The organism is Pandoraea nosoerga (assembly GCF_902459585.1).
In the GTDB taxonomy this organism is placed as follows: Bacteria; Pseudomonadota; Gammaproteobacteria; order Burkholderiales; family Burkholderiaceae; genus Pandoraea; species Pandoraea nosoerga.
The window spans coordinates 92,526-111,671 of the sequence record NZ_CABPSC010000008.1; the positions used below are offsets into that span (position 1 = coordinate 92,526).

17 protein-coding genes are annotated in these 19,146 nt (G+C 67.6%); 12 read left to right on the forward strand and 5 right to left on the reverse strand.

Annotated elements, in window-relative coordinates:
• Positions 1 to 296 precede the first annotated feature (296 nt).
• The 10 genes from kdpF to PNO31109_RS11950 all read left to right on the forward strand — a co-directional run bounded on the left by kdpF (position 297) and on the right by PNO31109_RS11950 (position 13,563).
• Positions 297 to 389 carry a K(+)-transporting ATPase subunit F gene (kdpF, locus tag PNO31109_RS11905; protein WP_072637068.1) on the forward strand — a complete coding sequence of 31 codons (93 nt, stop codon included), beginning with the start codon at positions 297 to 299 and terminating at the stop codon, positions 387 to 389.
• Positions 386 to 2,191, forward strand: coding sequence for a potassium-transporting ATPase subunit KdpA (gene kdpA / locus PNO31109_RS11910; protein ID WP_150555729.1), 1,806 nt, complete (start codon positions 386 to 388; stop codon positions 2,189 to 2,191). The genes kdpF and kdpA overlap by 4 nt, the downstream gene beginning before the upstream one ends.
• 28 nt (positions 2,192 to 2,219) lie before the next feature.
• Positions 2,220 to 4,346 carry a potassium-transporting ATPase subunit KdpB gene (gene kdpB / locus PNO31109_RS11915; protein ID WP_280525224.1) on the forward strand — a complete coding sequence of 709 codons (2,127 nt, stop codon included), beginning with the start codon at positions 2,220 to 2,222 and terminating at the stop codon, positions 4,344 to 4,346.
• Between the two features lie 138 nt (positions 4,347 to 4,484).
• Positions 4,485 to 5,069, forward strand: a complete 585-nt coding sequence (gene kdpC / locus PNO31109_RS11920) for a potassium-transporting ATPase subunit KdpC (protein ID WP_150555730.1) — start codon at positions 4,485 to 4,487, stop codon at positions 5,067 to 5,069.
• A gap of 223 nt (positions 5,070 to 5,292) precedes the next feature.
• Complete coding sequence (locus tag PNO31109_RS11925) at positions 5,293 to 8,184, forward strand: DUF4118 domain-containing protein (RefSeq protein WP_150555835.1); 2,892 nt, start codon at positions 5,293 to 5,295, stop codon at positions 8,182 to 8,184.
• Positions 8,177 to 8,887: a two-component system response regulator KdpE gene (gene kdpE / locus PNO31109_RS11930; RefSeq protein WP_150555731.1), complete on the forward strand. Its 711-nt coding sequence runs from the start codon at positions 8,177 to 8,179 to the stop codon at positions 8,885 to 8,887. The genes PNO31109_RS11925 and kdpE overlap by 8 nt, the downstream gene beginning before the upstream one ends.
• A 474-nt stretch (positions 8,888 to 9,361) precedes the next feature.
• Entirely contained in the window at positions 9,362 to 9,679 is a 318-nt protein-coding gene (sugE, locus tag PNO31109_RS11935; protein ID WP_150555732.1) for a quaternary ammonium compound efflux SMR transporter SugE, read from the forward strand.
• Positions 9,680 to 9,908: 229 nt separating this feature from the next.
• Positions 9,909 to 10,505 (forward strand): DUF4126 domain-containing protein, encoded by a 597-nt coding sequence (locus PNO31109_RS11940; protein WP_150555733.1) that lies wholly within the window; start codon positions 9,909 to 9,911, stop codon positions 10,503 to 10,505.
• Positions 10,492 to 13,053, forward strand: a complete 2,562-nt coding sequence (locus PNO31109_RS11945; protein WP_241014182.1) for an ABC transporter permease — start codon at positions 10,492 to 10,494, stop codon at positions 13,051 to 13,053. Before PNO31109_RS11940 ends, PNO31109_RS11945 begins: the two co-directional genes overlap by 14 nt.
• A gap of 69 nt (positions 13,054 to 13,122) precedes the next feature.
• A complete protein-coding gene (locus PNO31109_RS11950) occupies positions 13,123 to 13,563 on the forward strand; it encodes a group II truncated hemoglobin (protein ID WP_150555734.1) in 441 nt (146 codons plus the stop codon).
• A 70-nt stretch (positions 13,564 to 13,633) separates the two neighbouring features.
• On the opposite strand, the gene PNO31109_RS11955 is transcribed toward PNO31109_RS11950, so the two are convergent.
• Both PNO31109_RS11955 and PNO31109_RS11960 read right to left on the reverse strand, forming a co-directional pair.
• Positions 13,634 to 14,533: a hypothetical protein gene (locus tag PNO31109_RS11955; protein WP_150555735.1), complete on the reverse strand. Its 900-nt coding sequence runs from the start codon at positions 14,531 to 14,533 to the stop codon at positions 13,634 to 13,636.
• Between the two features lie 30 nt (positions 14,534 to 14,563).
• On the reverse strand, positions 14,564 to 15,064 hold the full coding sequence (locus PNO31109_RS11960; protein WP_150555736.1) for a hypothetical protein: 501 nt from the start codon (positions 15,062 to 15,064) through the stop codon (positions 14,564 to 14,566).
• Positions 15,065 to 15,393: 329 nt separating this feature from the next.
• Here PNO31109_RS11960 and PNO31109_RS11965 point away from each other — a divergent pair, with 329 nt between their 5' ends.
• Positions 15,394 to 16,125, forward strand: a complete 732-nt coding sequence (locus tag PNO31109_RS11965) for an alanyl-tRNA editing protein (protein WP_150555737.1) — start codon at positions 15,394 to 15,396, stop codon at positions 16,123 to 16,125.
• Positions 16,126 to 16,190: 65 nt separating this feature from the next.
• The gene (locus tag PNO31109_RS11970) at positions 16,191 to 16,802 is read left to right on the forward strand and encodes a DUF924 family protein (protein ID WP_150555738.1); all 612 of its coding nucleotides are present in this window, start codon (positions 16,191 to 16,193) and stop codon (positions 16,800 to 16,802) included.
• 22 nt (positions 16,803 to 16,824) lie between these two features.
• On the opposite strand, the gene PNO31109_RS11975 is transcribed toward PNO31109_RS11970, so the two are convergent.
• From PNO31109_RS11975 to PNO31109_RS11985, 3 genes are all read right to left on the reverse strand, one after another.
• Positions 16,825 to 17,487 carry a DUF2062 domain-containing protein gene (locus PNO31109_RS11975; RefSeq protein ID WP_150555739.1) on the reverse strand — a complete coding sequence of 221 codons (663 nt, stop codon included), beginning with the start codon at positions 17,485 to 17,487 and terminating at the stop codon, positions 16,825 to 16,827.
• Positions 17,488 to 17,800: 313 nt separating this feature from the next.
• Positions 17,801 to 18,397 carry an LOG family protein gene (locus tag PNO31109_RS11980; protein WP_150555740.1) on the reverse strand — a complete coding sequence of 199 codons (597 nt, stop codon included), beginning with the start codon at positions 18,395 to 18,397 and terminating at the stop codon, positions 17,801 to 17,803.
• Between the two features lie 3 nt (positions 18,398 to 18,400).
• On the reverse strand, positions 18,401 to 19,084 hold the full coding sequence (locus PNO31109_RS11985) for a TetR/AcrR family transcriptional regulator (protein WP_150555741.1): 684 nt from the start codon (positions 19,082 to 19,084) through the stop codon (positions 18,401 to 18,403).
• Positions 19,085 to 19,146: the final 62 nt, after the last annotated feature.

Sequence of the window (19,146 nt, forward strand, 5' to 3'; positions counted from 1 at the left end):
CGCACACGCCACGGACCGCCACGGACCGCCACCCCGGGCGGGGGCGGGCCATGTCCTTCGCTCGTTTACGCGTTGTTTACATCCCCTTGACGCCTTTTGTCCCCGTCTTTACGCGCCGCTGCGTATCGTTCGCTGCACGGCCGGCATGCGCACGCGGGGGCGCATCGCGTCCGTGGCGTGCCGGCCGCCACACGATAAGGAGTTGTCATGGACTGGTTGTATCTCGGCGCCATCGCGGTGTTGACGGCCGCGACCGTCGGTTTTGTCGCGTTCTGCGCGTCGTTGGGGGGGCAGCAATGACAGCCATGTACTGGCTGAGCGGCGCCCTCACGCTCGCGCTGCTCGCTTATCTCGTCTACGCGCTGTTCAAGCCGGAGGACCTCGCATGACGCTCAATGCCTGGATTCAGCTCGGCGTATTCCTCGTCGTGCTGCTGGTGCTGGCGCGCCCGCTTGGCCGCTTCATGGCCGACGTGCTCGCCGGCGAATCGCGCGTGAACCGCTGGTTCGCGCCCCTCGAGCGCGGGCTCTATCGCCTGTGCGGCGTCGATCCCGGGAAGGAAATGCATTGGCGCACCTACGCGATTGCGCTGATCGGCTTCAATGCCGTCGGCGCCTTCGCCGTGTACGGGCTGCAACGCTGGCAACTGTGGCTGCCGTTCAACCCGCAGGGCTTTGGTGCGGTCTCGCCCGATTCGTCGATGAACACGGCGGTGAGCTTCGTGGCGAACACGAACTGGCAAGGCTACGCCGGCGAATCGACGATGAGCTATCTCACGCAAATGCTTGGCCTCGCCGTGCAGAACTTCCTCTCGGCGGCGACCGGCATCGCGGTGGTGGTCGCTCTCGTTCGCGGCTTTGCCCGCCATACGGCGCAGACGATCGGCAACTTCTGGGTCGACGTGACGCGCATCACGCTATACGTGCTGGTGCCGCTCGCGGTGCTGTTTGCCGCCGCCTTCATGAGCCAGGGCGTGATCCAGAATTTCGACGCCTACGAGGACGTGAGCACGCTGCAGGCGACGCACTACGACAACCCGGTGCTCGGCCCGGACGGCCAACCGAAGCTCGACGCGGCCGGCAAACCCGTCACGCAGCCGGCGCTCACGCACACGCAGACGTTGCCCATGGGCCCGGTGGCCTCGCAGGAGGCGATCAAGATGCTTGGCACGAACGGTGGCGGCTTTTTCAATGCCAATTCCGCGCATCCATACGAGAACCCCACGCCGTTGTCGAATTTCCTGCAGATCCTGGCGATCTTCCTGATTCCGGCCGCGCTGTGCCACACGCTCGGGCGCATGGTCGGCGAGCGCCGGCAGGGAGTGGCGGTCCTTGCCGCGATGACCATCGCATTCTCGATCGCGAGCGTGGCCACCGTGTCGGCGGAGCAGGCCGGCAATCCGGTACTCGCCTCGCTGGGCGTGGATCAGCAGGTCAGCGCAGCGCAATCGGGCGGCAACATGGAAGGCAAGGAAACGCGTTTCGGCATCGTGGCCTCGGGCATCTTCGCGACGGTGACGACCGCCGCCTCGTGCGGCGCCGTCAATGCCATGCACGACTCGCTCACGCCGCTTGGCGGGATGGTGCCGATGCTGCTCATGCAACTGGGCGAAGTGATTTTCGGCGGGGTGGGCTCCGGCTTGTACGGCATGCTGGTGTTCGCAATGCTGGCGGTCTTCGTCGCCGGTCTGATGATCGGGCGCACGCCCGAATATCTCGGCAAGAAGATCGAAGCGTTCGAGATGAAGATGGTCGCCGTGGCCGTACTCATGACGCCGCTGCTCGTGCTGCTGGGCACTGCGCTTGCCGTGCTGGCCCCCGCGGGGCAGGCCGGCGTGGCGAACCCGGCCACCCACGGCTTCTCGGAAATTCTCTACGCCTACAGCTCCGCTGCGAACAACAACGGCAGCGCGTTCGCGGGGCTCTCGGCCAACACGCCGTTCTACAACGGCACGCTTGCCGTGGCCATGTGGTTCGGCCGCTTCTGGGTGATCGTGCCCGTGCTGGCCATCGCAGGCGCGCTCGCTCGCAAGAAGCGCATCGCCGCCACGCCCGGCACGCTGCCCACGCACGGTCCGCTGTTCGTCGTGCTGCTGCTCGGCACGGTGCTGCTCGTCGGCGCGCTCACTTACGTGCCCGCGCTGGCGCTCGGCCCGGTCGCCGAACATCTGGCGATGATCGGTGCGCATTGAACATTGGAATGAGGCATTCGAGGCACTCATGAATCAAACCTCAGGTAATACCGCCGCCCGGCCGATGGGCGACGGGCATGCGTCGGCCGTCCGGTCGATGTTCGACCCCGCCATCGTCAGGCCGGCCATCGTCGACTCGTTTCGCAAGCTGCACCCGCTCACGCAGGCGAAGAACCCGGTGATGTTCGTGGTGTACGTGGGCAGCCTGCTCACCACGGTGCTCTTCGGGATGGCCGTTGCCGGCCACGCCGAGGCGAGCGCGCCGTTCATCCTCGCCATCGCGCTGTGGCTGTGGTTCACGGTCCTGTTCGCGAACTTCGCCGAAGCGCTCGCCGAAGGGCGCAGCAAGGCGCAGGCCGCTTCGCTGCGCCAGGCGAAGAAGAACGTGCCGGCAAAGCAATTGCGCGCGGGCCGGCGCGACGCCGAATGTCTGGTGATCGACAGCGCGAGCCTGCGCCGCGGCGACTTCGTGCTCGTGGAGGCCGGCGACGTCATTCCGGCCGACGGCGAAGTGGTCGACGGCGTGGCGTCGGTCGACGAATCGGCCATCACCGGCGAATCGGCGCCCGTGATCCGCGAGTCCGGCGGCGACTTCTGCGCCGTGACCGGCGGCACGCGAGTGCTCTCGGACTGGATCGTCATGAAGGTCACGGTCAACCCGGGCGAAGCGTTTCTCGATCGCATGATTGCGATGGTCGAAGGCGCGAAGCGTCAGAAGACGCCCAACGAGATCGCGCTCACGATCCTGCTCGTCGCGCTCACGCTGGTGCTGCTGCTCGCCACCGCTACGCTGCTCCCGTACTCGATATACAGCGTATTCGTCACGCAGGCCGGTCACCCGGTCACGATCACGGTGCTCGTCGCGCTGCTGGTGTGCCTAATCCCGACGACGATCGGTGGGCTGCTCTCGGCCATCGGCGTGGCCGGCATGAGCCGGATGATGCAGGCCAACGTGATCGCGACGTCGGGCCGCGCGGTGGAAGCGGCCGGCGACGTGGACGTGCTGCTGCTCGACAAGACGGGCACGATCACGCTGGGCAATCGCCAGGCGTCGCGGTTCGTGCCGGCGCCCGGTGTCGACGAGCGCGCGTTGGCCGATGCCGCGCAACTCGCGTCGCTCGCCGACGAAACGCCGGAAGGGCGCAGCATCGCCGTGCTCGCGAAGCAGCGCTTCAACCTGCGCGAGCGCGAAATGAGCGGCCTGCACGCGTCGTTCATTGCGTTCTCGGCGCAAACGCGCATGAGCGGCGTGGATCTGGCCGACAAGCAAGTCCGCAAGGGGGCGGCCGACGCGCTCAGGCACTATGTCGAGTCGGCGGGCGGCGTGTGGCCGGCCGCGCTGGCCACGGCCGTCGACGAGATCGCGCGCCGCGGCAGCACGCCGCTGGTCGTGGCGGAGCAGGACGCCCAGGGCACGCGCGCACTCGGGGTGATCGAGCTCAAGGACGTGGTCAAGGGCGGCATCAAGGAACGCTTTGCCGAGTTGCGCCAGATGGGCATCACCACGCTGATGATCACGGGCGACAACCGTCTGACGGCCGCGGCCATTGCCGCCGAAGCGGGGGTGGACGACTTCCTCGCCGAAGCCACGCCCGAAGCCAAGCTCGCGGCGATCCGCAAGTATCAGGCCGAGGGCAAGCTCGTCGCCATGACCGGCGACGGCACCAACGACGCGCCTGCCCTCGCGCAGGCCGACGTGGCCGTGGCCATGAACTCGGGTACGCAAGCCGCCAAGGAAGCCGGCAACATGGTCGATCTCGACTCGAATCCGACGAAGCTCATCGAGATCGTCGAGATCGGCAAGCAGATGCTCATGACGCGCGGCAGCCTCACCACGTTTTCGATTGCGAACGACGTGGCGAAGTACTTCGCGATCATCCCGGCCGCGTTCGCGACGACATATCCGCAGCTCGATGCGCTCAACGTGATGCGCCTGGCGAGTCCGTCCTCGGCCATCCTGTCGGCCGTGATCTTCAACGCCCTGATCATCGTGGTGCTGATCCCGCTCGCGCTCAAGGGCGTGAGGTACCGGCCGCTCGGGGCCGCCACGCTGCTGCGCCGCAACCTCGTGATCTACGGGCTCGGCGGCATCCTCGTGCCGTTCGTCGGTATCAAGGCGATCGACATGGTCATCGCCGCAATGGGCTGGGCGTGAGCCGGGCGGGGCAAGCGTGGGCGGCCGGCCCGGCCGGCGCGCGCGAGCCGACCGGCCGAACTGGCCAGACTGGATGAGTGCGCCGCCGAAATGCTTCCCCGGCACGTCGCACCCCCGCATTTTCAAGGAACAGATGTCATGAAAACCCTCGTTCGCCCCATGCTGAGTCTTTTTGTCGCGCTCAGCGTCATCACGGGGCTGGTGTATCCGCTCGTCGTGACCGGCATCGGCCGCGCGGCATTTCCGCGTGAGGCGGCCGGCAGCCTCGTCTACAAGGACGGCAAGGCGGTCGGCTCGGCACTGATCGGCCAGCACTTCGACGAGCCGAAGTACTTCTGGGGCCGCCCGTCGGCCACCGCGCCGATGCCTGAGAACGGCGCCGCGTCGGGCGGCTCGAACCTCGGGCCGCTCAATCCGGCGCTCGCCGACGCGGTCAAGGCGCGCATCGCCGCACTGCGCGAGGCCGACCCGACGGCCACGCTGCCGGTCCCGGCCGATCTCGTGACGGCGTCGGCGAGCGGCCTCGACCCGGACATCAGCCCGGCCGCGGCCGAGTACCAGGTCGCACGCGTTGCCGCGGCGCGCAAGCTGCCGCCCGACGTCGTGCGGGGGCTGGTCGAGCGCTACACACAGGGCCGGCAGTGGGGAATTTTCGGAGAACCGCGGGTGAATGTTCTGAAGCTCAACCTCGCATTGGATGCGCTGGCGCGCGGCGGCGTCTGAAATTCGCCCGCGCGGCGGCGGTGCAACGGCAATCTGCCGACATTCGCTGGCCTTGCCCCGCGGCCTGGAGTAGATTGGCGGCACGCCCGGCGCGTGCCGTTTTGCTGCGTTGGCAATCGATGCGCCGACCGATGTTCGATCGATGACTCGGTCGATGATTCGATGGAAGGCGCGCGCCATGTGGCGCGTGCGTACTGATGGATGGACTGATCCGATGGCTGGCATGGAACGCCCCGATCCCGACGAACTGCTCGACAAGCTGCAACGTGACGAAGCGCGCGAGCAGCGCGGCCGACTGAAGATCTTCTTCGGGGCGTGCGCCGGCGTGGGCAAGACGTTCGCAATGCTGCAAGCCGCGCGCAAGCTGCGCGAGGAGGGCGCCGACGTGGTCGTCGGCGTGCTCGAGACGCACGGCCGCGAAGAAACGGCGCGTCTGCTCGAAGGTCTCGAAGTGCTGCCGCACAAGTCGGTCGAGTATCGCGCGCGCGTGCTGCACGAGTTCGATCTCGACGGCATGCTCGCCCGCGCGCCGGCTGTCGCGCTCGTCGACGAACTGGCCCACGCCAACGTGCCGGGTGCGCGACACCTCAAGCGCTGGCAGGACGTGCAGGAATTGCTCGCCGCCGGCATCGACGTCTTCACGACGCTCAACGTCCAGCACCTGGAGCGGCTCAACGACGTGGTCGGTCAGATCACCGGCATTCGGGTGTGGGAGACGATTCCCGATCGCATCTTCGATCTGGCCGACGAGGTGAAGCTGGTCGACCTGCCGCCCGACGAACTGCTCGAGCGCATGCGTGAAGGCAAGGTATATCTGCCTGCACAGGCCGAGCGCGCCGTGCGCAACTTCTTTCGCAAGGGCAACCTGATCGCGCTGCGCGAACTGGCGCTGCGTCGCACGGCCGACCGCGTGGACGCGCAAATGCGCGAGTACCGCGCGGACCAGTCGATCAGTCAGGTGTGGCAGGCGCGCGAGCGCCTGCTCGTCGCCATCGGGCCGGGGCCGGAGGGCGTGGCGCTGGTGCGCGCGGCGGCCCGGCTTGCCGCGAGCCTGCGCGCCGACTGGCTGGCCGTTCACGTCGAGACGCCCGCGTTGCTGCGACAATCGGCGGCGCGCCGCGAGAGCACCTTCGCCGCGCTGAAACTGGCGCAGGAACTCGGTGCCGAGACGCTCACGCTCGACGGTGCGCAAGCCGGCGCCACCTTGCTCGCCTACGCGCAGATGCGCAATGTCTCCAAGCTGGTGATCGGCGCGAGCGGTGCGCGCCGCTGGTGGACCGCGAGCACGCCGCTGCACGAGCAACTGGTGCGGCACGCAGGCGGGGTGGACGTGGTGCTGATCGGCCCGTCTGCCGGCGACCGCGCCGCGCACACGCGCGTGGTGCGCGGCGACTGGCGCAACTGGTTCGGCACGGCGCCCGAACTCGGCCTCGTCGGCGGGCCGTGGCGCGCCTACGCGTGGGCCGTCGGCATCTGCGCGACGGTGTCGCTTGCGGCGGCGGAACTCACCCGGTTTCTCGATCTGGCGAACATCGCCATGTTGTATCTGCTCGGTGTGATCGTCGCGGCGATGCGGCTCGGGCGCGGCCCCGGCGTGCTGGCGTCGTTCCTGTCGGTGGTGGCGTTCGACTTCTTCTTCGTGCCGCCGAAGATGTCGCTGTCGGTCTCCGATACGCAGTATCTGCTGACGTTCGCGGTGATGCTGACCGTCGCGCTCGTCATCAGCCACCTGACGACGAGCCTGCGGTTCCAGGCGCGACTTGCCACCTGGCGCGAGCGCCGCACCGGTGCGGTGTACGCGATGGCGCGCGAGCTGGCGGCGGCGCTGACGACGCCGCAGATCGTGGAGATCGGCGCGCGCCATGTGCGCGAGGTGTTTCAGGCGCGCGTGGCGTTGCTGCTGCCCGACAGCCAGGGCAGCGTGCGTCAGCCCGTGGAGAACGCGCTGCCGCAAACCATGCCGCAGCACATCGATACGGACGTCGCGCAATGGGTCTACGACCGCCAGCAGGCGGCCGGAGAGGGGACCGACACGCTGCCCGCGTCGCAGGCCTACTATCTGCCGCTTCGCGCACCGATGCGCACGCGCGGCGTGCTCGTGGTCGCGCCCGAGCGCACCGGCGACGGCGCCATGGGCACACCCGAACAGCAGCGGCTTCTCGACACGTTCGCCGCGCAAATCGCCTTGGCGCTCGAGCGCGTGCACTACGTGGAAATCGCGCAGGACGCGCTGGTGACGATGGAGTCGGAGCGCCTGCGCAGTTCTCTGCTCTCGGCCATCTCACACGATCTGCGCACGCCGCTCACGTCGATCGTCGGATTCGCGAGCATGCTCAGCCGCAACGACCGGACACCGGGGCCGCTGCGCACCGAACTCGTCGATGCCATTCACGAGGAGGCGCAGCGCATGACCGGGCTGGTGACCAACCTGCTCGACATGGCCCGGTTGCAGGAAGGCGGCGTGCAGCTCAACCGGCAGTGGCAGATGCTCGAGGAAGTGGTGGGCACGTCGTTGCGCGCGTGCCGCCGGGTGCTCGCGGCGCATGAAGTGAGCACGAGGCTGCCGGCCGATCTGCCGTTGCTGCGCTTCGACGCCGTGCTGCTCGAGCGGCTTTTCACCAATCTGCTGGAGAACGCCGCGAAGTACACGCCGGCCGGATCGCACATCGAAATCGCCGCGAGCGTGCGCGGCGACGAAGTCGAGGTGAGCGTGAGCGACGACGGGCCGGGGCTGCCGCCGGGCATGGAAGGGCGCATCTTCGAGAAGTTCATGCGCGGCGAGAAGGAGTCCGCGAAGCCCGGCATCGGACTGGGGCTGGCGATTTGCCGCGCCATCGTGCAGGCGCACGGCGGTAGAATCCACGCGACCCATGGGCCCGATGGTCACGGGGCCAGGTTCTTCTTCACGCTGCCGATCGAGACGCCGCCGACGCCGCCGGGGCTGTCGGGTCTCTCGGAAGGGGCGGCGCTCGAGGACGAGGTGGGCGAGGCGTCCGGCCGGGCGGGCGGCAGCACGGCATGCGACAGTGCGAACGCAAACGTGGACGGGGGCCGGGGCGAGGGCGAGGCGACGCCTCGCTCCCCGTGCGTCAAGACGACACAAACTCATGAGTGAACCGACCCTCACCATCGTGGTGATTGAAGACGAGCGCCAGATCCGGCGATTCTTGCGCACCTCGCTGGAGGCCGAGGGCATGGTCGTGCACGAGGCGGAGACCGGGCGCCAGGGCATGGTGGAAGCGGCGACGCGCAAGCCGGACCTGCTTATCGTCGATCTGGGGCTGCCGGACATCGATGGCGTGGAAGTCATCCGCGAAGTGCGCGGCTGGACCGACATGCCGATCATCGTCCTGTCGGCGCGTAACGAGGAAGCCGAGAAAGTCGTCGCGCTCGACGTGGGCGCCGACGACTACCTGACCAAGCCGTTCGGCGTGTCGGAATTGCTCGCCCGCATCCGCGCGCAGTTGCGGCGTCACCATCGCGGTGGCAATTCGGAGACCCTCGACGAAGCGTTCTCGTTCGGCGGCATCCAGATCGATCTCGCACGCCGCAAGGTGACACGGGCCGGCGAGCCGGTGCACCTCACGCCGATCGAATACCGGCTGCTCGTCACGCTGGTGCGCCACGCCGGGCGGGTGCTCACGCATCGGCAACTGCTCAAGGAGGTGTGGGGGCCGTCGCACGTCGAGAGCAATCACTACCTGCGCATCTACATGGGGCACCTTCGCCAGAAGCTCGAAGCCGACCCCGCGCAGCCGCAGCACATCCTCACCGAGACGGGCGTGGGCTACCGACTGGAAGTGGAAGCGCCAGCGTGACGCGACGACGCGCCTGCGCGAGACTCGCGCGACATCGGCAAGCTCCCCCGATAACGAGCCCTATGACGAGCCCTATGACGAGCCCTATAACGAGCCCGATAACGAGCCCGATAACGAGCCCGATAGCGAGCCCGATAGCGAGCCCTATAACGAGCGCGGTGCGACAGTACCGCGTCGCGCATGGATCGCGCATGGTGCCAAAAGCGATGCAGGCCCCCGAACGAATGCCCCTGCTAAGGGTGGGGTGTCGCGCCGGCGCGCAACGGCTTTGCTAAAATCGCGGGGTTTCGTCCAGGGCCGAACATTCGCGAAGACGCCTTTGCTCGCGGCGTGACAGCGCTGCAATGCCGTTCTCTTTGCCGCTTTCGGCGGCGCTTCATTCGGGCTCCGATGAAACCCGCATCCGGGACGACCCGCGCGGCACTCATTTCATTTCCGGGGACGACCCCGATCGGCTTTTCATCGGAGTCAGCCATGGCCTGGATTCTTCTCGTATTCGCGGGTTTGCTCGAAGTGGCGTGGGCCGTCGGCCTTAAGTACACGCAGGGCTTCACTCGTATCGTGCCGTCGGTCTTTACGATCGCATCGATGGTCGGCAGCGTTTGGCTGCTCGCGCTCGCCGTGCGCTCGTTGCCGCTTGGCACGGCCTATGCCATCTGGACGGGCATCGGCGCAGTCGGCGCCTTCGTGCTTGGCATCGTGCTGTTCGGTGAATCTGCGTCGGCGGCGCGCATTGCGAGCGTCGCGCTGATTCTGGCGGGCCTTGTCGGCCTCAAGCTCACGGCCGCCTGAGCACACCGCGGCACCCGGCGGCGCGCCGGCCGACGCCCGCGTCTCGCGAAAACGGTCCCCGGTGGTGCGTTGCCGCAACGCGCGGCATAATGACGCGGTAACGGTCACTCCGCGACAGCCGCGATGGCTCGGTCTCGCGCGCCGCATTGCGAGCGGATGACGGTTGCCGCGTGGGCCGTTGCCACGCGTGATCGTGCGACGCCGTCATGTCGGCGGCAGCGAGGTCACCATGCTTGAATCGATTGCGCTCGGCGCAGGGCTGTCCTGGGGCAGTGGCCTGCGGTTGTACCTGACGGTGTTCTGCGCAGGAATGGCGGCGCGTCTGGGCTGGCTGCATCTGCCGCCGTCGCTGGCCGTGCTGGCATCGACGTGGGTCATTGCCACCGCCGGCGTGCTGGCGGCCATCGAGTTCTTTGCCGACAAGATTCCATTCGTCGACAGCGCCTGGGACGCGGTGCATACGTTCATCCGCATTCCGGCCGGGATCGTGCTCGGGGCGGCCGCGCTCGGGCAGATGGACCCGACCGTCACGGTTCTCGCCGGTCTGGCCGGCGGCGCGCTCGCGGGCACGGCGCATCTGGCCAAGGCGGGCAGCCGCGCGCTGATCAATACGTCGCCGGAACCTTTCTCCAACGTGGCGGCCTCAGCCGGCGAAGATGTCTCTACGGTGGGTGGACTGGCGCTTGCGTTCTTCCTTCCCGTCGTCTTTCTCTTGTTGTTGCTGGTGTTCGTCGTGCTGGCGTGGTGGTGGCTGCCGCGGGTCTGGCGGGGGTGGCGCTCGCTGCTGGCGCGGGTCAAAGGATTGAGGAACGATGGGGTTCACTGAGATTGCCCGCCAGGCATGGCGGATGTTCCTGCGCGACTGGCGCGCAGGCGAGTTGCATCTGCTTCTCGTGGCGCTGTTGCTGGCGGTGGGCGCACTCTCGAGCGTGGGTTTTCTCTCGGATCGGATGCAGCGCGGGCTCGAGCGCGATGCGCGCCAGATGCTCGCGGCCGATCTCGTGGTTCGCAGCGACGCTCCGCTGTCCCCGGAATTCGCTCGTCAGGCCGGGGTCGAGGGGCTGAACACGGCCGTTGTCGCCAATTTCCCGAGCATGGCGAGCGCCATCGGGCCGAATGGCCAGGCCAACGTGAGCCGGCTGTCGTCGCTCAAGGCCGTCAGCGACGGTTATCCGCTGCGTGGGCGCGTGCGCATCGCGCCCGATGGCGCGCCCGACACGCCAGACGCCCCGGCCGCCGGCATTCCCGAGCCCGGCACCGTGTGGGTGGATGCCGCGCTGCTCGACGCCTTGCACGTCAGGCCGGGCGACGCGATCCGCGTGGGCAATCGGACATTGCGCATCGCCGCCGTCATCACGCGCGAGATGGACCGCGGCTACGGCTTCGGCTCGCTCGCGCCGCGTGTGATGATGCGCTTCGACGAGTTGCCGTCCACCGGCCTCGTGCAGTTCGGCAGCCGTATCACGTATCGCCTGCTGGTGGCGGGCCCTGACGCGCAACTCGCCAGGTTCGCCGACTGGGCGCGTGCGGCCGCCGAGCGTGCGCGCGGCGTGCATCTCGAATCGCTCGAGGACGGCCAGCCGCAGGTGCGTCAGACGCTCGATCGTGCCGGACGCTTCCTCTCGCTCGTGGCGCTGCTCGCCGCGGTCCTCGCGGCCGTGGCGGTCGGCATCGCGTCGCGCCGCTACAGCGAGCGGCACCTCGACGCCTGCGCCGTCATGCGCTGCCTCGGGGTGTCGCGTCGCGCCCTGCGTGGCATGGTGACGATCGAATTCGTCGGACTCGGGTTGATCGGCGGCGCGCTGGGCGTGGCGCTCGGCTACGTCGCGCATTGGGTATTGCTCGCCCGGCTGGGCGATGTGATTCCGGCAGGACTGCCGGCGCCGACGTGGCGGCCGGCCGTATTCGGCCTGGCGAGCGCGCTCGTGATGCTGCTCGGTTTCGCGCTGCCGCCGCTGCTGCCGCTCTCGGAAGTCGCGCCGCTCCATGTGCTGCGCCGCGACTTGGCGGGCGGCGCGCGTCGTCAGGGCTGGCTCGCCTACGCGGCCAGCGCGCTGGCGTTTGCCGCGCTGTTGCTGTTCGCCGCGCGCGACCTGCGTCTGGGGGCGATGGTCGCCGGCGGTTTCGTCGCCGGCGCGCTGGTATTCGGTGTGCTCGCGTGGCTCGCCATCCGCGGGCTTGCCGCATGGGCGCGGCGCCACGGTATCGCAGGCGGAGGCGGCATGGGGGGCATGGGCGGCGTGGGTTGGCGCTATGCACTGGCCGGGCTGCGCCGCCGGGGCCTTGGCAGCGCCTTGCAGGTCGTGGCGCTCGGGCTCGGGCTGATGGCGTTGCTGCTGCTCGCGGTGACACGCAACGATCTGGTCGCGGGGTGGCGCCAATCGAGTCCGCCGGACGCGCCGAACCGCTTCGTCATCGATATCCAGCCGGGGCAGGACAGCCCCGTGCTGGCGCAACTGCGCGCGAGCGGTCTGCCCGACGTTCAACTCTCGCCCATGATCCGTGCGCGACTCACGGCTATCAACGGCAAGCCGGTGACCGGCGAGAGCTATACGGAAGAGCGGGCGCGCCGGCTGGCCGAGCGCGAGTTCAACCTCTCGTACACGTCGGCGCTGCCCGAAGGCAATCGCATCACGGCCGGGCAGTGGTATGGCGATGCGACGTCGCCACAAGTGTCCATGGAAGAGGGCATTGCGAAGACGCTGGGCCTGAAGCTCGGCGATACGCTTCGCTTCGAGGTGACCGGGCAGAGCATCGACGCTCCCATCACGAGCCTGCGCAAGCTTGACTGGGGTTCGATGCGAGTGAACTTCTTCGTGGTGATGCCGCCGGCGGCATTGCGAGAGTTTCCGATGACGTGGATCACGTCGTTCCATCTCGAGCCGCGTCAGCAAGGCGTGGCCGATGCGCTGGTGCGTCAGTTTCCGAACGTGACGGTGATCGACACGGGCGCGCTGCTCGCACAGATCCAGCAGATCCTCTCCCAGGTGATCGACGCGGTGCAGGCGCTGTTTCTCTTCACGCTTGCGGCAGGTGTGCTGGTGCTGTACGCGGCGCTGGCGGGCACGCGCGACGAACGCATGCGCGAGAGCGGCATTCTGCGCGCACTGGGCGCATCGTCGCGCCAGCTTCGCGACGTGCATCTGGCCGAACTGGTGACCGTCGGGGCGCTCGCCGGCCTGTTGGCGGCGCTCGGAGCCGGCGCGCTTGGCTGGGTGCTGGCACGCTACGTCTTCGAGTTCGCGCTGCGTTTCAATCCATGGCTGCCGGTGCTGGGTATCGGCGCCGGCGTGCTGTGCGCGCTGGTCGGCGGATGGAGCGGGCTGCGCGCCGTGCTGCGTCAGTCGGCGGTGCGCACGCTGCGCGACGTGTGACGGTGGGGGGGCGCGGCGTCGTGCCGCGCGCCCATGCGCGAACGCCCGCGGTCGGGCACAATATCGGCCATGACGACCGAAAACACCTCCTCATCCCCCAAGGACGACGACGCTCAGGATGCGCCCGCGCAGCCGAGCGCGTTCATGCTGCTCGGCGGCGAAGACCGCGTGCGCGAACTCGTCGACCGCTTCTACGACCTGATGGACCTCGAACCGGAGTTTGCAGGCATTCGCAGCCTGCATCCCGAGGCGCTCGGCGGCTCGCGCGACAAGCTGTTCTGGTTCCTGTGCGGCTGGCTGGGCGGCCCCAATCACTACATCGAACGATTCGGGCACCCGATGCTGCGGGCGCGCCACCTGCCGTTCCCGATCGCCACGAGCGAGCGCGACCAGTGGCTGCGGTGCATGGCCTGGGCCATGCAGGACATCGGCGTCGAAAAGTCGCTGCAGGAGCGTCTCATGCAAGCCTTTTACGGCACGGCCGACTGGATGCGCAACCGCGCGGGCTGAGTTTCCCGCGTCTTCCGCGTATTCCGCGCCTCCCGCGCCTCCCAGGTCTTCCGCGTCTCCCAGGTCCTTATTACGCCCAGTTTCCCAGGATGGGCGGCGTATCGTCCCTGGTGAACCGCGTCAGCGTCACCGGCGCCTCGGCATGCGCCACATGCAGACCGTTCGGGCCGTCCCGCAATTCGTATTCGTGCCGCTTGCGCTTGGCCTCGTCCAGCGTGATGCACGTCGATACGATGGGCGGCATGACGGCCCGCAAGGTCGTGCTCGCAATGGCCGCTCCCAACTGCGCGTACTCGAGCCGATTGCTCGCGGACGGCGCGGGGACGTCGGGCATCGGCGTCGAGGCCGGGGTGGGCTCGGGCGCCGGCGAGGGATGCGTTGGCGGCTCGCGCAAACTCTCGCGCGTCGCCCACAGCGCACCGATCGAGCCCACCGCGCTGAAAAGTGCGACGTTGCTGATGCCGTTCTGCAACGTCTTGAAGTGATCCGTGAACGGCCGCAACGTGGCCGACAGCCCGGCGAGCGACGGGAGCCACTGCGCATCCTTGATGTCCTTCGCCGATTTCGAGCGGTTCAGAAAGGTGCCGACTGCCGTCAGAAAGTCGAGTGCCGCGCTCGCGCACAGCACGCCGGTCCCGACGCTCGCCGCGCGATGTTCGAGCGTGAGCGTCTTGTGGTTCGAGCCGGCGTCGAGCGCTTCGCTCGCCCGGGCGAGCGCGAAAATCGTCGTGTGCGCACTGGCCGTGATGAAGTGCTGGGTCAGCGCCGTGAGCCGGGCATGCGTGAAGATGGGCAAAACGGTGTCCGACGCGCGCATCTTGAATCCGCCGTGGGCGCCACCCGCGGGCGCGAGTCCCAGCATCGCCTCATCGAGCAAGGCGGCAGAGGCGCCGGAACCTGACTGGCCGGGCGATACGTTGAAGGGCGTCTGGCACGTGGTAATGGAAAAAACACCGAGGTCGTTCGTCATGGGGGGCTCCTATCGAGTTGGGGGAAGTCCTCAGAGCGAGGTAATGAGCTGCCGCGCCGCGTCGGCGACCCGGGCGTGGCGATGCGAGGCTTCGGCGACCTGCAACGCGTCGATCGCCAGTTCACGCGCCATCTCGTGTTCGCCGCGTTGCCGTTCGCTGAGCGCCGCGAAGTAGAGCGGGGTGGGGTCATGCACGTCCAGCAGGAAGGCGAAAAGCAGCGGCGCCGGCGCGTTGTCGTGCATACCGCTTTGATGCAGGACGTAGCCGAGTGCCTTGAATGTCTCGGCCTGCTGCGGAAAGCGCAGGCACAGGCGGCCGAAAGCATCGGCCGCACCCGCGAGGTCGCCGGCGTCGCGCAACGCGCGCGCATGCGCGAATTCGGCCGGGAAAGAGGGAAGCCCGGGGAGGGCCTCGGGGGCGTCGGCGCGCGGTGTGGCGTCAGGGCCGGCAGGGCTGGCAAGGGTGGAAGGGACGGCAGGGGCGGCAGGGGTGGCGTCGGTCATGGAGGGACGGGGGTGAAGATCGGGCACGGTTGGACTCCTTGGCATTCGCCGGTCACGATGACCGACCGGCAATAGCCTAGGGGGCGCGTCGGGCCGTGACTTTCGGGACGCGCCAAAACTTCTTGGGGCGCCGTAATCTGCGGTGAAATTGGGCGCGTGGCGCACGCGCGCACGGGGTTTGTGGCGCAAAGATGCCGTTTTGGGCCACCGTGACGGAACCCGGACAGCACGATAACCCCGATGGGCACGATGGCAACGCTGTCGTTTGCCGACCGTACCGGCGTGCGGGCGTGGGATTGTCCCTTGTCAGCGGCGCGCGAATCGCGCGAACATGTCCCGTTCGCAAAGGAGGAACCATGAGTACCGAAGCGCTGTTTCGGCAAGACGCCTATCTGCGCCAATGCGAGGCGCGTATCACGCATATCGACGAGACCGGCATCATGCTCGATCGGACTGTCTTTTATCCGCTCGGCGGCGGGCAGGCGGGTGACACCGGACACTTCGTGCTGGCCGACGGCACGCGGCTTGTCATCGCTGACACCCGCAAGTCGAAACGCGAGGGCGCGACGCCGGACGACGCCGTTCACGTGCCGGCCGAAGGGCAGGCCGAGGTGCTGGCGAAGCTCTCGGTGGGCGAGCCCGTGCGCGCGGAAATCGACTGGGACCGGCGCTTTCGCCACATGCGCTTTCACACGGCCTCGCACCTGATGTGCGCCGTGCTGCCGCATCCCGTGGACGGCTGCAGCATCACCACCGAGTACGCGCGACTCGACTTCGTGACCAACGAGCCGATCGAGCGCGAAACGGTCGAAGCCGGCCTGGCGGCGCTCGTGGCGGCCGCGCGCCCGGTGGCTATCGACAGCATCAGCGACGAGGAAATGGCTGCCCGGCCCGAACTGGTGCGCACGATGAGCGTGAAGCCGCCGGTCGGACTCGGCCGCGTGCGTCTGGTGCGCATCGAGGGTGTCGATTTGCAGCCGTGCGGCGGCACGCATGTGGCCAATACGTCGGAAATCGGGGCGTTGAAGGTGGCCAGGATCGAAAAGAAGACGTCGCGCACGCGTCGCGTGGTATTGGCATTCGCCTGAATCTGGCATCATGCGGGTCACGTCCTGATATGTCCTGATACTTCCTTCACGCACCCGACATCTCCATGGTAGCTCCCGCACCCGAACCGTCCCCCGCAGCCGCGCCCTGGCAGGCCGTTCTCGACTTCTGGTTCGGCGCGCCCGGCGCGCCGGATTTCGGACTGGCGAGACCGGAGTGGTTTCGCAAGTCGGACGTGTTCGACGAGGAAATCCGGGCGCGCTTTGGCGCGCTGCACGAGCGCGCCCTGGCGGGGGAACTGGACGGCTGGGCCGATACGCCGCTGGGCGCCTGCGCGCTGATCGTGGTGCTCGACCAGTTCTCGCGCAATCTGTATCGCGGGCAGGGGAAAGCCTTCGCGGGGGATGCCAAGGCGCTCGCCGTGGCGCGGCGTCTCGTCGGCGCGGGCGACGATCGCCGCCTGCCGAGCGCGCAGCACCGCGTGTTCGTCTATCTGCCGTTCGAGCACGATGAGTCGCTCGAGAGTCAGCACGCTTCCTTGGCGTTCTACGAGCAACTCGCCAGGGACGCGGGGCTCGTCGACAACCTGGACTACGCGCGCAGGCACGCGATCATCATCGAGCGATTCGGACGCTATCCGCATCGCAACGAAGCGCTGGGACGGGTGTCGACGCCCGAGGAAGTGGCGTTTCTGAAAGAGCCGGGATCGTCGTTCTGACGACGCCCGGCGCGTGCGTCGCTCAGCTGCGGGGCGCTGTCGGCGCAGTGGTGGAAGGGGTGGAGGAAGCGCCGGACGAAGCGTCGGCCGAGGTGTCCGCCGAAGTGGCCTGCGAAGTGGCCTGCGAGGTGTCCGCCGAAGTGTCTGTCGAAGTGGCCGGCGACCCTGCGCGGCGGCGTTGTTGATGCCAGCAAATGGCGAAGAAACCGATCGCATAAGCGAGGATGCCGCCGGCGACGGCGCACGTCGCAAGCCCGGTGGCCAGATGCAGCGTGGCCGTGCCGAAGTCGAAATGCCGCCACTGCGCCCAGAGGCTCTCGCTCGCGCGTGCCGCCGCGGCGACACCTGCCTCGATGTCGGCACCGGGCGACCACGACGTCCATTCGAACATCCAGCGGCCCAGGCGGTGCGCGCCCAGATAGACGAACGGCACCGTGAGCGGGTTGGTGACAAGCGTGCCCGCGGCTGCGATTAGCAGGTTGCCGCGCAGCAGGGCGGCGGCGAGCACCGCAATCAGAATCTGGCCGAACGGAACCAGAATCCCGAAGAAAACGCCGCACGCCAGCCCGATCGCGACGCCGCGGGGCGTGGCATGCCACAAGTGGCGGCGCAGCAACAGCCCGGCGTGAGGCCGGAGCCAGCGTGAGCGCAGAAGCCGCATCGGGCGAAACATCTTTAACATCATGGGCGGGTTTGCTCGTCAAGGAAGGATGGACCCGGGCGGGCAAGACGTGTGCGAGTGCCTGTCGGTCCGCAACAACGGTCTGAGTAGGTGTCGCGGCAAGAGTTCAATGCGCAGCCGCGGCGGCGGCAGGCGTGGTCCCGACGTGAGGGCGTGAGGGCGTGGGCGGGAAAACGGTATGACGGGATGAGCGGGATGAGGGGATGAGCGGGAGGGTCCATGACGCCGGCCCGCCCCCCAAAAAACAATGCCGCGCGACGGCAGCGTCGCACGGCATGATGCGCTCACGGGGCCGGGAGCTTCGGCCCGCCGGCGCCTAGATCTGGGTGCGCTGCTTGGCCCAGCGATCAATCTGCGACGGCTTGAAGCGCTGAATCGTCTCGAGCAGCGCCTCGGGGGATGTGGCGACCTGCAACTGATCGAGTTGCGCGCCCTTGAGGAACTGCTCCGTCACCATCGCGTTCAGGAACACCATCAGCGGATCGTAGTAATGCTCGACGTTGAGCAGGCCGATCGGCTTCGCGTGGTAGCCGATCTGCAGCCACGTAAAGACCTCGAACAGCTCTTCGCACGTGCCGATGCCGCCGGGCATGGCGATGAAGGCGTCCGACAGATCGGCCATCTTCTGCTTGCGCTGGTGCATGTTCTCGACGACGTGCAGTTCCGTGAGTCCGGTGTGACCGACTTCCTTGTCCACCAGCGCCTTCGGAATGATGCCGATGGCCTGCCCGCCATGGGCGAGCACGGCATCGGCGACGATGCCCATCAGCCCGACCTTGCCCCCGCCGTAGACGAGACGGATGCCGGCTTCGGCCATACGACGGCCCAGTTCGCGCGCGGCTTCGGCGTATGCGGGACGCGCGCCCGCGGCGGCGCCGCAATAGACGCAGATGGATTTGACTTCGGACGACATGCCTTACTTGACTCCCTTGGATGGTGGTACGTGCGCGGAAGATTCCCGCGCCATCTTCTCGTACAGCTCGAGCGAGCGGCCCCGCAGATACGGTGCGAGCTGCGAGAGGATGTGATAGCTCGATCGATGCAGTCCCGCGCCGATCTCGTCCGGATCGTTGTACTTGCGCGGGTTCATCACGAATTGATACGACAGCCAGTAGGTCGAGATCACGACCATATTGGTCGTGGCAACGTCGATTTCCTCGTCCGTGGCCTCCATTTCCCGATCGGCGACGAGCACCTCGCACATCTGCTTCGCGAACCGCTTCTTGTGGCCGAGGATCTCCTTGAAATGCGTCTCGAGCGTGCGATTGCGCGCGAGCAGGTCGTTCAGGTCGCGATACAGGAAACGATAGCGCCACAGGAATTCGGACATGTATTGCAGGTACGTCCAGACTTCGTCGATCGTGGGCTTGTGATCCGTCGGCAGCTTCAGCCGGCGTTCGATTTCCTGCTCGAACTGGGCGAAGATGCTGTTGATGATGTCGTCTTTGTTGCGGAAGTGGTAGTACAGATTGCCGGGGCTGATTTTCATCTCCTCGGCAATCGTGGTGGTGGTGACGTTGGGTTCGCCGAGATCGTTGAAGAGTCGTAGCGACACCTCAAGAATTCGTTCGCGGGTTCGGCGTGGCGGCTTTCCTTCCATGTCTGTCGGCCCCGGTTGGCGCAAGCTCGGCGACGGATGTTCTCCGCTTGCGTTCATGTAGA

Excerpts from the sequence above, each read along its gene's own strand:
- kdpF (WP_072637068.1), top strand. The coding sequence starts at position 297 with ATGACAGCCATGTACTGGCTGAGCGGCGCCCTCACGCTCGCGCTGCTC.
- kdpA (WP_150555729.1), top strand. The coding sequence starts at position 386 with ATGACGCTCAATGCCTGGATTCAGCTCGGCGTATTCCTCGTCGTGCTG.
- kdpB (WP_280525224.1), top strand. The coding sequence starts at position 2,220 with ATGAATCAAACCTCAGGTAATACCGCCGCCCGGCCGATGGGCGACGGG.
- kdpC (WP_150555730.1), top strand. The coding sequence starts at position 4,485 with ATGAAAACCCTCGTTCGCCCCATGCTGAGTCTTTTTGTCGCGCTCAGC.
- PNO31109_RS11925 (WP_150555835.1), top strand. The coding sequence starts at position 5,293 with ATGGAACGCCCCGATCCCGACGAACTGCTCGACAAGCTGCAACGTGAC.
- kdpE (WP_150555731.1), top strand. The coding sequence starts at position 8,177 with ATGAGTGAACCGACCCTCACCATCGTGGTGATTGAAGACGAGCGCCAG.
- sugE (WP_150555732.1), top strand. The coding sequence starts at position 9,362 with ATGGCCTGGATTCTTCTCGTATTCGCGGGTTTGCTCGAAGTGGCGTGG.
- PNO31109_RS11940 (WP_150555733.1), top strand. The coding sequence starts at position 9,909 with ATGCTTGAATCGATTGCGCTCGGCGCAGGGCTGTCCTGGGGCAGTGGC.
- PNO31109_RS11945 (WP_241014182.1), top strand. The coding sequence starts at position 10,492 with ATGGGGTTCACTGAGATTGCCCGCCAGGCATGGCGGATGTTCCTGCGC.
- PNO31109_RS11950 (WP_150555734.1), top strand. The coding sequence starts at position 13,123 with ATGACGACCGAAAACACCTCCTCATCCCCCAAGGACGACGACGCTCAG.
- PNO31109_RS11955 (WP_150555735.1), bottom strand. The coding sequence starts at position 14,533 with ATGACGAACGACCTCGGTGTTTTTTCCATTACCACGTGCCAGACGCCC.
- PNO31109_RS11965 (WP_150555737.1), top strand. The coding sequence starts at position 15,394 with ATGAGTACCGAAGCGCTGTTTCGGCAAGACGCCTATCTGCGCCAATGC.
- PNO31109_RS11970 (WP_150555738.1), top strand. The coding sequence starts at position 16,191 with ATGGTAGCTCCCGCACCCGAACCGTCCCCCGCAGCCGCGCCCTGGCAG.
- PNO31109_RS11975 (WP_150555739.1), bottom strand. The coding sequence starts at position 17,487 with ATGATGTTAAAGATGTTTCGCCCGATGCGGCTTCTGCGCTCACGCTGG.
- PNO31109_RS11980 (WP_150555740.1), bottom strand. The coding sequence starts at position 18,397 with ATGTCGTCCGAAGTCAAATCCATCTGCGTCTATTGCGGCGCCGCCGCG.
- PNO31109_RS11985 (WP_150555741.1), bottom strand. The coding sequence starts at position 19,084 with ATGGAAGGAAAGCCGCCACGCCGAACCCGCGAACGAATTCTTGAGGTG.